General features: G+C 55.1%; 10 protein-coding genes and 1 pseudogene. 8 read left to right on the top strand and 3 right to left on the bottom strand.

From position 1 onward, the window contains the following. Window positions 1–521 precede the first annotated feature (521 nt). The 4 genes and pseudogenes from AB1E34_RS25695 to AB1E34_RS25680 all read left to right on the top strand — a co-directional run bounded on the left by AB1E34_RS25695 (window position 522) and on the right by AB1E34_RS25680 (window position 4,192). Window positions 522–2,702 carry an adenylate/guanylate cyclase domain-containing protein gene (locus AB1E34_RS25695; protein WP_372575138.1) on the top strand — a complete coding sequence of 727 codons (2,181 nt, stop codon included), beginning with the start codon at window positions 522–524 and terminating at the stop codon, window positions 2,700–2,702. Between the two features lie 95 nt (window positions 2,703–2,797). Further along, window positions 2,798–2,902: pseudogene (locus AB1E34_RS25690) on the top strand (DMT family transporter); the annotation flags it as partial. A 479-nt stretch (window positions 2,903–3,381) separates the two neighbouring features. Then, on the top strand, window positions 3,382–3,771 hold the full coding sequence (locus tag AB1E34_RS25685; protein ID WP_372575137.1) for a hypothetical protein: 390 nt from the start codon (window positions 3,382–3,384) through the stop codon (window positions 3,769–3,771). A gap of 232 nt (window positions 3,772–4,003) precedes the next feature. Beyond that, the gene (locus tag AB1E34_RS25680) at window positions 4,004–4,192 is read left to right on the top strand and encodes a hypothetical protein (RefSeq protein ID WP_372575136.1); all 189 of its coding nucleotides are present in this window, start codon (window positions 4,004–4,006) and stop codon (window positions 4,190–4,192) included. A gap of 226 nt (window positions 4,193–4,418) precedes the next feature. Here AB1E34_RS25680 and AB1E34_RS25675 read toward each other — a convergent pair whose 3' ends face one another. After that, window positions 4,419–5,417 (bottom strand): hypothetical protein, encoded by a 999-nt coding sequence (locus tag AB1E34_RS25675; RefSeq protein ID WP_372575135.1) that lies wholly within the window; start codon window positions 5,415–5,417, stop codon window positions 4,419–4,421. A 234-nt stretch (window positions 5,418–5,651) separates the two neighbouring features. On the opposite strand from AB1E34_RS25675, the gene AB1E34_RS25670 reads away from it, so the two are divergent. The 3 genes from AB1E34_RS25670 (at window position 5,652) to AB1E34_RS25660 (ending at window position 8,235) form a co-directional block, all read left to right on the top strand. After that, the gene (locus AB1E34_RS25670) at window positions 5,652–6,188 is read left to right on the top strand and encodes a PepSY domain-containing protein (protein WP_372575134.1); all 537 of its coding nucleotides are present in this window, start codon (window positions 5,652–5,654) and stop codon (window positions 6,186–6,188) included. Window positions 6,189–6,226: 38 nt separating this feature from the next. Continuing rightward, a complete protein-coding gene (locus AB1E34_RS25665; protein WP_372575133.1) occupies window positions 6,227–6,886 on the top strand; it encodes a response regulator transcription factor in 660 nt (219 codons plus the stop codon). A gap of 62 nt (window positions 6,887–6,948) precedes the next feature. Further along, window positions 6,949–8,235, top strand: coding sequence for an ATP-binding protein (locus tag AB1E34_RS25660; protein WP_372575132.1), 1,287 nt, complete (start codon window positions 6,949–6,951; stop codon window positions 8,233–8,235). A gap of 112 nt (window positions 8,236–8,347) precedes the next feature. Here AB1E34_RS25660 and AB1E34_RS25655 read toward each other — a convergent pair whose 3' ends face one another. After that, window positions 8,348–9,211 carry an NAD(P)-dependent oxidoreductase gene (locus tag AB1E34_RS25655; RefSeq protein WP_372575131.1) on the bottom strand — a complete coding sequence of 288 codons (864 nt, stop codon included), beginning with the start codon at window positions 9,209–9,211 and terminating at the stop codon, window positions 8,348–8,350. 102 nt (window positions 9,212–9,313) lie between these two features. On the opposite strand from AB1E34_RS25655, the gene AB1E34_RS25650 reads away from it, so the two are divergent. Beyond that, entirely contained in the window at window positions 9,314–10,231 is a 918-nt protein-coding gene (locus AB1E34_RS25650; RefSeq protein WP_372575130.1) for a LysR family transcriptional regulator, read from the top strand. A 702-nt stretch (window positions 10,232–10,933) separates the two neighbouring features. On the opposite strand, the gene AB1E34_RS25645 is transcribed toward AB1E34_RS25650, so the two are convergent. Continuing rightward, a complete protein-coding gene (locus AB1E34_RS25645) occupies window positions 10,934–12,067 on the bottom strand; it encodes an AbrB family protein (protein ID WP_372575129.1) in 1,134 nt (377 codons plus the stop codon). Between the last annotated feature and the right edge of the window lie 51 nt (window positions 12,068–12,118).

Here is a 12,118-nt window from a genome sequence, read left to right as displayed (position 1 = left end):
TCGTACAAATCCCCATAGCACAGCCGACCCAAAAGAACTAACCCCGCGATTTCCCGCCTGAGCGCTTCTCTGACGCCGGGAAACCCATCGCGCAACTCCCCCGCCAGCATGCGGCGTCCGAGAAACCTGCATCAGAGCGGCCATCGGAGCAATTGCAGCATTCCATTTGTTGGCTTGTGCAGCTGAGGCAAGGACGGCCCAATCCTGCCGTTCACCCAACATGCCAATCGCTGCTGCGCGGCCCGTCATTGCGGCCATTCGCTGCAAACGCAAAACCCTCAGCGCTCTGAACTCACGCAACACGCGCTATTGCTGACCGTCCAAAGAGGCGCGACTGAGTTTTTCAGTGCTCATGTCGCACATTAAGGTTGCATCGGCGATGTTTGCATTCGACAGCCTCCCTATCCCTACTTATCAGGCGAGGACAGACGATCAAAATGCCACTAGACTAAGTTTGCAAGGGGCTGGAGGTGTCTTTGTCAAACGAGGTTAGAAGACTTTCCGCGATAGTGGCTTCCGATATGGTTGGCTACAGTCGGCTCATGGAGTTGGACGAGACTGGAACCCTCGCACGGCAAAAAGAAGTGCTCGACCAAGTCATTAATCCCAGCGTGGCTAAGTTTGACGGTCGGATAGTAAAGACCACGGGAGACGGGGTACTGATCGAGTTTGCCAGTGCCGTAAACGCGGTTTCGTGGGCGGCTTCTGTGCAACGTGCGATGATCGTTCACGAACGCGATCAGGATATCGGCAAACGAATTTCTTATCGTATCGGGATCAATCTCGGCGACGTCCTCGTCGAGGAAGACGACATTTTCGGCGAGGGGGTGAACGTCGCTTCCCGTCTGGAAGGATTGGCTGAACCCAATGGGATAATGATCTCAGATACGGTCTTCAAAAGTGTGAAAGGCAAGCTGGATCTTGGCTTTGCCGACGCGGGCCTCAACAAGGTCAAAAACCTTTCGGAGCCGATACAAGCATTCAAAGTGCTTCTTGATCCGGCTGACGCTGGCAAAATAATTACCGGTACAGGCCCGATCTCAAGCCGAGTCAGAAAGCCATTGGTGGCAGCAGCGGCTGTCCTTTTGGTGGGCTTGTGTGCTCTCTTCGTTTCAATCTGGACTCCGAGCTTTGGCGATCCCGACGATGGGATTTTGATCGTCCCGTTTACGGCCGAAACCAGCTCTGACAGGATCGCAGCGGATGTCGTGACAGAGTTGTTTCTTCGATCCTACAGCAGGCTCAGGCAGTTGCCCTCTGCGCCGCACAGTACATCAATGGAACACAAAGGCATCGCCGTCACGTTAGAGGATCTGAAACGAGACATTGATGTCAGGTACGTTCTTGATGGGTCAGTCAGAACACACGAAGGCGCTATCGAAATCCGCGTGCGTCTCAGAGATGCAGCAAAGAGCGGTGACGGTGTCATCTGGCAGCAGATCGCCGTGGGGGCAGAAGATCAGCTGTTCGATCTCGTTGGCGAATTGAAACTCAAGGCGGCCGGTGCCTTGAAGCTTAAACTCAACCCGGTTGAGCGGCGGATTTTTGAAGAAACTCCCACAAATGACGCAAACGCGTTCCTTGCCTTTGCAAGCGCCGAAAGACTGCTGCACAGCAAGGATTTCACAGATATCGGTAAGGCTCTGCCGCTATACGAGGAAGCAATCGCGCTAGATCCCAGCTTTATCGAGGCTAAACTCGGATATGCACAAGCCAACTTTGAAATCTGGCAAGGAAGCTTCAACACAATACGCTTCACGCTGGACGCACTGAATGATGCAAAGACTATTGTCCGAGATGTGCTCAGCGCCGATCCCTCAAATTCAGTTGCTCTTGGATTGCAGGTCAGATTGCTATTGCAGCAACTCCAGAGAGGCCGCGCTTTGTCTATGGCAAGAGCGGCAGTATTCAACAACCCAACCGAACCAGGCCTTAGGCTTGTGCACGGCCTCACTCTGAATGCGGTTGGCGATTACGAGCAGGCCATCGAAGCGTTCAAACAGTACGAAGCGCTGTCCGCGAGACTCAGTTCGGGTGAAAAAGGGGATTTGGCCTGGAATTATCTCAGGGCGGGTAGCAGCGAGAAAGCGCTTTCGTTATTGCTGAGCATCCCGGAGGACGAACTGCGCGAACAGCACTTTAGGATTCTGGCGGAAGCATATTACCGTGAAGGCGACGGCGAAAAGGCACGCGAGTTTATCCAGCGCTTCCTGGCTAATAACGTATGGTTGAATTTGATGTGGATGAAGCCATGGTTCGAAATTTACGAAGATCCTAAAGTATTCAGTATCTTTTCCGACGCCATGTTGGCGTCCGGATTGCCCGAATGGCCCTACAATTTCGACAAGGGACGCGAAGGGGACCGCATCGCGCATGACGAGCTACTGATGTTGTACTCCAACCAGTTCGAAGAACGGTTCACGACGGGTCCATTTGGAGCACCTTATTCAGAAGACCGAGAAACTGACGGCACGGTCGCAATGCATTTTGGTTGGATGAATGGTATCCCCCTCACAGGGACATGGAGCATCAACGGCAATTCCATTTGCCAGAGGCTTCCTGCGGTCCACCAAGGGAGGGAACAATGCCACTTTCTTTATCGTGACGCGGACAAGTCGACCGAGATCAATCGGCATGTGTCAGCAGTCTTGTCCTTCGGTGTGATCGAATCAGAATTCACGCGTTTGGAAGAAGGAAACTGAGCGCCTCGCACTGCTAAACTCTTTTTCTTCTCCGGATCTCTGATTGAAGCTCTCTACGGACTTCGGAGGTGGTGTGGCATCTGCTGGCCCGCCCTAGCCTGCTTGGCGTTGCCATCATTATCAGTGCGGGGCTGTATATGATACATCGCGAAAGGGTTACAGCCAGACAGTTGGTCACCGAGCGCGCGGTACCTCCAATCTGGGCTGCACGCCCTCGGCACCAGAGCCGACATCCAGCAGCCAACCGAGATGCTGCGGTCGAGCCCGCTTTGCCGCCATTCGCTGCACTAGCGAGAAAGGGGGCCTGTCGAACTCACACGCTGCCCAACAAACTGAGCATTGAACCGCTTCAAAACAACGTCTGCTTTTGCGCCTTGAAGGTGCCTTTAGGCCCAGCGGTAAGCCTATAGTGAATGCGAATCCAAGTGTTGGATGATTTCGCGCCCATGCTCTTGTGAGCGCGTGCCACATGCAAGTGGTATAGATAGCAAGACGTTTGTCCAACCGAATATGGCAATCTGCTACTTGCATGTGAGACTTGATCGGAGCGCGTTGGGGCACCCTACGGTTTCAGGCGACATCCCGCCACCTCCGTGGTGCGAGGGGTTAAATTCCATCGCTAAAAGGCTAAATCAGCCTCGCAGGCCGAATGTATCTGCGATCCGTGGAGACGAGATAGATGAAATTTTTGGTTTCGATTCTGGCTGTGGTCACAGTGGTAACGGCCCCGGCAGCCTTTGCGAACAGCGGCAAGGGCAAGGGAAACAACAAGGCCAAGAGTCACAAAGAACAAGCGGTGCAAATGCCTGCGGCAGTCAATCCTGGCCGTGCGCACTGTCCGCCGGGGCTTGCCAAAAAGGCTGTCCCATGTGTGCCGCCCGGGCAACTCAAGCGCTACGGGGTCGGTGACTATATCTATGACAATTATTCTATTCTCAACGATCCGCGCCGGTGGGGTTTGCGGTCGAATGGCTACTACGTGCAGGCTGGCGGCTATGTCTATGAGGTTAGCCGCGAGACGAACCAGGTCTTTAATCTTATAGGCGCGGTTGCGGATATCCTGAACTGATACATGGCCATAATGGGGGGTAACCGAATTTAGGTTCCCCTTGCTTGGGTGTCGATCGACGATCAGTCGTCCTGTTCTATTCTGGCGTCACGCAATACCCTCAAAGCGCGAACAACAACATTAACAGAACGTGAACGGTGTGTTCTGTGAGCGTTCAAGCTGTTTCGAGCATACTAATCTTTGTTGGGCCGGGTGAACCACCAGACGCTCGGCTTCATGGAAGGGAAAACGCATGAACAAGAGTGCCATTGAGCTTCCGATGCAATCTACGCCCGCAGCACCACAACCCTCAAGGATTGCGCTGCGCAACGAAGTCCCAAATACAACGAACTCGAGCAGTGGTCGCTTCCCTCCTATCGAAAATTCTCTCTCGGAAATCATTAAAAACAAGCGACTTGATGAGGCAAAGAAGAACGTCTGAGCACCCTACCAGCGTTCTCGGTTTTACCCGCCCCCCAAACTCGGGTAATGCCGAAAGCCAAAGCCCGCTCCAAATCGGAGCGGGCTAATTTGTGTGTATTTGGGCGGTGCGGCCCGGTGCCTCAGAGGGCGGACAAAAAAGCCGGGCCAGCCGAGCCTGATAGACTTAGCTGGGCTGACCCGACCTTCTACGCCTCCGTGAGTGGCAGGGCGAAAGGTACTGAGCGCTAAAGGCCCAAAATTGATTTTACGGTGGCTTCAACCGCGTCGGTCACCGGTTTGTTGGCCGCATTTTCGAGCGCCTCACGTTCGGTTTCCGCCTGATCTTCTGCCAATTCGCTCAGGTCCTCGACCTCGGCCACCTTGTCTTCGTATTCGACAGCAGATTGCTTTTCAGCATTCAGATCTTTGGCGGTGTCAACAGACTCTTGCAGGTCGGCATTGGCGGCTTCGAGCTCTGCTTCGATCTCGGGATCAGCACCGTCGGCGTCGGCAAGTTGCCGTTCAAGCTCGGTTACCTTTTCCTTGTTCTCTCGGACATCGTTCAGCGCTGTTTCAAGATCGTCCTCGACTTCGTCGGAGGGCCGCTCAGGCGGTTCCAGGCTGTCTAGATGATCTTCGGCGTCCTGCAAGTCTTGGCGCAGTTCGTCCCCGGCAAGAACCGTATCGCGGTACGTTGCAATGCGACCGACGCGTGAATTGGGAGAAGCGTTCCGTAGTGCGGATTCGCTGGCATTGGCGGCGTTCAGTGCACCCAGTTCCGAAGGATGCGCCCCAAGAAGTTCGGCCATTGTGTCCCCGGGTGTCCGGGCCGCTGGCCGAATTGATGTGGTGACCGCAGCGGTTCTTGCAGTTTTGTGCGTTGTACGAACAGTTCTTTGGCTGGCTTTTGCCGTCTTGGCGCGGGTCTTCTTGCCACCAAACAAGCCCTTCAGAGAGAACCCATTCCGCTTAGAGGATTTCGAGCCAGATCCCTTCGACTTGGAGCTCTTGCGGTCAGATCTTCCGGCGGATTTTTGGCTATCGCTTTTACCCGCACCCGATCCGCCGCCCTTGCCTTTACCACCGCCTTTGTCACCACCGTTGCCTTTGCCACCACCATTTCCCTTACCCTCTTTCGCATATGCAAAATCGGGAACCACTACTGTCGCAACAATCGCTGTTGACCCCAACAGGGCAATTGCGATGGCGGTAGCTTTCAACACGCTGGTCCCTGTGGTTTTCATAACGGTCCTCGCAGATCGAGTGCTAATTTCGTGTTTCCAGACCCCACTAGTCGCGAGGAATCGGGCGCGGATGGTTGGCGTTCGAATCAGTGAACGCCTCCATTTGAACGCATGCTCGTTGTACTCAGGCGTAACTGGTTGTTCATCGACGGTTCACTTTGGAATCTGTAGTTTCGGGAGAGTTTTGTGCAGTAAAGAGTGTCAACGATGAGGAAGCTCTTGGCGATGATATGTATGGCTACCCTTCTCCTGACCGGAGAGGGTAACGCTGCTGCGCGCGAACTGAAGCAATCCGAACTGCGCAATGCGACCACATCGGGTGGCGCGATCCGCTTGAAGAAAGTTATCAAAGGGGTCGAAAAGGTCTTTGGCGGGACCCCCGTCGACGCGCGGGCCTTCAAAACAGACAAAGTCTATTACCGTATCCTGGTCAAGAAGCCGAACGGCAAAATCGTTAGCGTCATCGTCAACGCGCAAACCGGCGTTGTTGTGCCAAACCGATCCCGTGTCGGCCGCCAGATATCAGACGCCGCACGCTCAAATCCCGGGAACTCGGCCAACGCCAAATCCAACGGGAATGCCAGCAACAACGGCAATAACAGCAACAACGGAAATCGTGGCGCCAATGGGAACGGTGGTGGCAATGGGGGCGGAAAATCTGGCGGGAATGGCGGAGGTAACGGTGGCGGAAACTCCGGGGGGAATGGCGGAGGCAACGGGGGTGGAAATGGTGGCGGAAACTCCGGAGGCAAGGGTGGAGGCAAAAAATGATAGATAAGCCCCCGTCCGAGCATCTATGATTTCATGGCATGAGAATATTACTGGCAGAAGACGAGCCGCACCTTTGCGAGCAGATCAAAAAGCTTCTGAACGCTGAAGGCCGCGTCGTAGACATCGTCCATAGCGGTGTTGAGGCCCTGCACTTGGGGGCGACCGAACCATACGACATGATCATCCTCGACATTGGCCTGCCGGAACGCGATGGCATATCCGTTTTGCGCGAATGGCGCCGCGCAGGAGTGAAAACTCCGGTGCTGATCCTGACCGCAAGAGAGGGGTGGAGCGAGCGCGTGGATGGTTTGGATGCGGGTGCCGATGACTACATGACAAAACCATTTCATATGCCTGAACTGGCTGCGCGCGTACGCGCCATCTTGCGCCGCCAAAGCGGGCAACTAAATCCCATCATCGAGATGGGGAGTGTCGTTTTGGATACCCGCAATGGTCGGGTGACGGTAGACGGAATACCTATTGATCTGACCGCACAAGAAATTGCGGTGCTCACCTACTTGGCACATAATGCCGGGCGCATGATTTCGAGAACTGAGCTTTCCGAACATATTTACGAGTATGACGGGGATCGCGACTCGAACACCATTGCCGTGTTCATAACCCGCTTACGCAAGAAACTGGGGTCCGACCTCATCACAACGGCGCGCGGTCGTGGATATATGATAGATTCAGCCTGATGTTATCCCTGCGTCAACGGGCATTGTTAGGCGGGATAGCGTCTGGGGCCCTATCCGTTGGGGTGGGCACCCTTGCAGTGTTTTCTTACATCGATGCCAGAGTTTCAGACCGGTTCGACACCACGCTACTGGATCGCCACACACAGCTTGTTGTCGGGCTGAGCGTGGCGACAGAAGACCCCGAGGCGTTACGTAACCTGATGTTTGATCCGGCATATGGTGCGCCTTATTCTGGGCGGTATTGGCAAGTTACCAGCCGCGAAGGGCAGATATTTACTTCCCCCTCGCTCTTTGGCGAGACCATCGCCGAGCCACGCGGTTCTCCGGACGCGCCGACCATTTGGAACACTCTGGGTCCCGAAAACGAAGCGGTTCGCAGCGTTTATCAGAAAATCACTTATGAGGACGGAACGGTTTGGGGCATCAGCGTGGCCGAAAGCCGGACCCAACTGGTTGAAGAACGGCGCGCCACTCAGCGAAGCCTGTTGCCGGTATTCGCGCTGGTTGGCTTGATTGGCGTCGCCGGATCGCTGCTTCTGACGTCTGTAATCCTGAGGCCACTTCGAAAGTTGCGTAGGGATGTGGCCCACCGCTGGGAAAGGGATGAAGACCTCAAGCCTTCAGACTACCCCGAGGAAGTGTCTCCTCTGGTCCGAGACCTGAATCAGCTCCTGGGCCGCAATCGGGACATCGTGTCCGGGTCCCGACGACAAGCCGCCGACCTGGCGCATGCGCTCAAGACACCAACCGCCATTCTGCGGAACGAACTGGCAAGCTTAGCGGATGCAAGTGTTTCGATTACCACCGCGCAAGAGGCCCTGGATCGGATCGATGCACAGCTTGCTCGGTCGCTTGCGAGAATGCGGGCGATGAACACTGCGGAACTGACCCATTCACGAACAGACCTGTCAAACTCCATCAACCGGCTGACGCGGCTGTTTACCCTAATTGCTGAACGGGAAGGCAAGACTCTGGATGTCAGCTGCGATCAGGATTTGTGGGTTCGTATGGACACGCAAGACATTGAGGAGGTCTTGGGTAACTTGCTGGATAACGCGGCAAAGTGGTGCCGCAATTCCGTAAGATTAACGGCCATGCAACAAGAGGGTAACATCGAAATTCGCATCGAGGATGACGGACCAGGGATTCCCGAAGCCGCACGACGCGAAGCCCTGCGATCCGGGGGACGCTTGGACACTTCCGTCACTGGCAGTGGGCTAGGATTGGCAATAGCGGTCGATTTGCTGAATGCCTACGGGGCCAAGCTCGACTTGGGCAGATCAGGTGCACTCGGTGGGTTGGAATGCAAGGTGGTGATCCAGTCTGGGAACAAAGGCATGCCTGTGTAGTCTGGCCTAGACGGAAACTCGATCTTCTGGGACGAGCCAGATGGTCAAATTTGACGCCCTGATTGCATGTCCAAGTCGAACGACCACTATTGACAGTAAGCGCCCGATGTCATCAGGCATCTGTCATGTGCTCGACCAACGAGGTCAATTGTTTGTCACCATATCCATCCTCCCACGCCGCTTTTGTGCGGTCATGCATAATTCGGATGAAGTCAGCCGGTGCTTTCAGAGATAGACAGGTCGTCAGAGCATCCTCCTGAGCCAGTGCGTAGACCTTCAACGAAGCTTCGGCGTCGTCGTAATCTCCAACCGGAACAGTTCGGGCAAAGAGATCGTGGTAGTCATTTACCAATTTGATCGTTGCAGGGAGTTGATCTGCATAGACCTGCATCGGAACGCCTGCTTTCTGGCACACCAGCGCGCCGTATATCATCCCGAACATGAACCCTTGCCGGACAGTGAAGAGACCAGCGAAAAGTGCTGCAAGAGCCGCGGGTTGCTCACCGACTTGGGCGGACTTTCCCCCAAGGGACCTTATAACTTCGCCGTAGCGATCCCAGGTTCCGGCACTGCCTACGGTGAGGATGGTGGTGTCGCCGTTACCAATGCCTGAAGGGTAGGCGTTGATCATGCCCAGCATGTAGTCTGCGTTGTTGCCGTTAAGGAATGAGACCAATGAATCTGCATCGGACGTATCGCCAGTGCTCATGTCGCAGATTGTCTTTCCACTCAACGATACACATAGACCGCTGAGCAATTCGACGGTTTCCTTATGACTTTTGATACAGACGATGACGAAATCAGACGCTGCAACAGCATCTTCCGGGGATGTGCAAATCACTGCACCTAGCTCAGAAAATGGCTTTGTCTTACCAGGTGTTCGATTCCAGACACAGACGCTGTAACCTGCCTTGAGCAGGCAATGTGCCAACGCCGACCCCATGTTGCCTAACCCGAGTACCGCAAGCGTTACCATGGTTTCCTCCGGTTTCAGTCATTGGTGTTCCACGTCAACATGCGCAAGGATCAAGATTTCGCGTAGTTGTAAATTCTTCTGTATTGTTAGATTTTCTTACTTATGGATTGGCACACGTTTCCCTCGCTGACGTCTCTGAGAGCCTTCGCCGCCGCCGCAGAGTTTAGAAACTTGACCCGTGCAGCAGCGGCGCTGAATGTGACCCATTCCGCGGTCAGCCAACAAATCCGAGTGCTGGAACAGCATCTAGGAACCCGGCTTGTTACTCGGACGCGGCACGGTATCGCGCTGACCTCACAGGGGGAACTCTTAGCGGCGGGTTTGCTTGAAGCATTTGCCTCAATGGCGTCCCTGACCGAGAGCATATCAAGTGTAGAGGCGGTTCGCCCGCTCGTAGTCAGCGCGACGCCGATGTTTTCAAGCGCATTCCTCATGCCGCGTCTATCGGCGTTTGTTCAGGAGTTCCCGGATATTGAGCTTAGGATCGACTCAACGATCCAGGCCGTCGACCTCAAACCAGGTGGCATTGACATAGCCATCCGATACGGCACAGGGCGCTGGCCGGGACTGGTCTCGCAAATGTTGCTACCTGGCTGTCTGACAGTGGTCGCAACAAGGGAATTGATTGGAAAACGGGTGCTCGAGGACCCAATAGAATTGCTCGATTTCACTCTTCTTCAGGAACAGGCTTCTGTCGAATTTGACCTGTGGTTGGAAAAGGTTGGAATACCACCTGGTGCCCATAGAAGAGTGGTTCGCTTGCCGGGCAACATGCTGCTTGATGGAATCCGCCGGGGAGATGGTATCGGGGCGACGGTTCCGGCATTCATCTCTGATGAATTGAAGTCTGGAAAACTCGTGGCGCTATTCGATGATCCAATTCCGCAGATCGGCTATTACCTCGTCACGCTACCTGGCCCAATTCGCCCAGCGGCAAAGGTGTTTCAGAAGTGGCTTTTGAAATCAATTACCGAGTATGAGAAAAACCTTTCCAGATGGACGCCTGCTCACTTGATATAGACGGCAAAACGAGTACCGTATTGCGGTCATCAATCAGGTCAGAGAACCAGCAAAGCCGCGCTACCTGCGCAGGTCATGAGAGGGGATTTCCGAATGCCCCTCAGCGACGCCTACGGCGCCGCGAGGTCAGGGTGGCGATAGGCCTCAGGATAGACTGGGTCAGGGCGACGATCTCGCCTTCGCGCCCGGCCGGGGAGCGCAACCATTGGATGAACGGGCCCTGTAGCGCCTTACTGCGCGGTGGGTACGTGGGTGCCTTGGCCTCTCTGCCGACCTTAGAGCGATCACAGAACCTACCTGTCGGCTCCGATGCGGACGGCCCTTACCGGTCATCGGCCGGTGCTCGCCTTCGCTGCGCTGCGGCCCGTCAGACCGGACTTTCGCTGCGACCGAAAAATCTAAGGGACCATGAACTCACAGAACGCGGACAAACCGGACTTGTGCATGTGCGGCTATTGCTGACGCAGAATTTGCTCGCATGTGCGGCGGACACGTCGCTGCGATGCAGCTGATATCGCCAAAGCGGCCATTGCCGAGTGGTCTTAGAGGCCTGATTCAAAACTGCACTTTCGTTGCAATGGCGCAACAGAGGACCAAGTGACCAGCTGCTCTTTCGGTTTCGCGTAGTCGTCTCAACCCCAAGCATGCCCGGCAGGTCAGTCACCTGAAGCGGTTTGCCAACGGTCTCTACCGACAAATATCTCATTTTGCGTCCTTCGGAGGTCTGATGAGCCATGACAACAAAAGCGGGGCCAAAGCGAGGGCAAGCATGACCCGAAAGACATGATGCACACCGACAAAAGCCACGTCACGATCATAGCTCAGCGCGATAATTGACATTTCCGCCAGCCCGCCGGGCGCATAGGCAAGAACCAACGAAACCGGATCAACACCAACCCCTTGTGCGACCAGAAGCGCTGCGGTGAAGGCCGTGCCGATTTGAACTCCGACGACTATGAAGGCCGCGCCAAACGAAGCAGTCAGGCTCTTGAGCGGGGCACCTGCGAAACGCCCACCTACGTTGATTCCGATGAAAACCTGGATGACGATTGTAATTGACCCTGGAACGTTGAAATCCGACGCCCCCGAGAGGTGCAGCGCCGCGCTGATCAGCATCGGCACAATTACGATGGGCGCGGGCAACCTTCGCCAGCCGCGCGCGAAGAGTCCCGCGAGAATGCAGATCACAATCCACAGCCAGTCCTGTCCCGTCAGGGTCGCAACATTCATCGATGCGTTGCCTGTGGCTGGTTCAATTGTCGCAATCTGGCTGATCAACACGGGGATGAACAGGATCGCAAGGGCAATCCGAAGCGCGTGTATTATTGCAACGCGGGTCTGATCTGCGCCCTCTCGGTCAGACAGCAACACCATCTCTGCAATGCCTCCGGGCATCGCGCAAAGGGCAGCGGTTGTCGCCTCAAACCGCAAGATCTTGCGCAGGAAAAGGAATCCTGCCGCAAACATCACCGCAAGAGACAGGATCAAACAAAGTAATGTCGGCCACCAGGTTCCGACGGATGAAATCAATTCACTGGTAAAAGCGGCCCCCAGCATCACGCCGATGGAGGCGCGTATGATATTGAGCAGCAAACTGGGGGTTTGAACTGGCAAACGGGCCAGCGAGGCCGCCGCCGTCGCCAACATAGACCCGATCATCCAGCCTAGAGGCAGGCCGGTGCGCGAGACCACCCATCCAGCGATGCTTGCAGCGGCTATCGTCGCAAAGAGAAAGCAATATGAGCTTTGAAGGTGTAGACGCCCCCGCTGGCCTTGGTGTGCCATTGTGGGTTTACAAACAACCTGAATGGAGGCGTCTATGGATGAGATTAGCATGATTGGCCTGGATTTGGCGAAGAACGTTTTCCAGGTGCACGGGGCGGATCA

Source organism: Ruegeria jejuensis (genome assembly GCF_041537905.1).
Classification (GTDB): domain Bacteria; phylum Pseudomonadota; class Alphaproteobacteria; order Rhodobacterales; family Rhodobacteraceae; genus Ruegeria_C.
This window is presented reverse-complemented; position numbering and strand designations above follow the sequence as displayed.

Coding starts and splice junctions, on each gene's coding strand:
- AB1E34_RS25695 (WP_372575138.1), top strand. CDS start 522: ATGGTTGGCTACAGTCGGCTCATGGAGTTGGACGAGACTGGAACCCTC.
- AB1E34_RS25685 (WP_372575137.1), top strand. CDS start 3,382: ATGAAATTTTTGGTTTCGATTCTGGCTGTGGTCACAGTGGTAACGGCC.
- AB1E34_RS25680 (WP_372575136.1), top strand. CDS start 4,004: ATGAACAAGAGTGCCATTGAGCTTCCGATGCAATCTACGCCCGCAGCA.
- AB1E34_RS25675 (WP_372575135.1), bottom strand. CDS start 5,417: ATGAAAACCACAGGGACCAGCGTGTTGAAAGCTACCGCCATCGCAATT.
- AB1E34_RS25670 (WP_372575134.1), top strand. CDS start 5,652: ATGGCTACCCTTCTCCTGACCGGAGAGGGTAACGCTGCTGCGCGCGAA.
- AB1E34_RS25665 (WP_372575133.1), top strand. CDS start 6,227: ATGAGAATATTACTGGCAGAAGACGAGCCGCACCTTTGCGAGCAGATC.
- AB1E34_RS25655 (WP_372575131.1), bottom strand. CDS start 9,211: ATGGTAACGCTTGCGGTACTCGGGTTAGGCAACATGGGGTCGGCGTTG.
- AB1E34_RS25650 (WP_372575130.1), top strand. CDS start 9,314: ATGGATTGGCACACGTTTCCCTCGCTGACGTCTCTGAGAGCCTTCGCC.
- AB1E34_RS25645 (WP_372575129.1), bottom strand. CDS start 12,067: ATGCTAATCTCATCCATAGACGCCTCCATTCAGGTTGTTTGTAAACCC.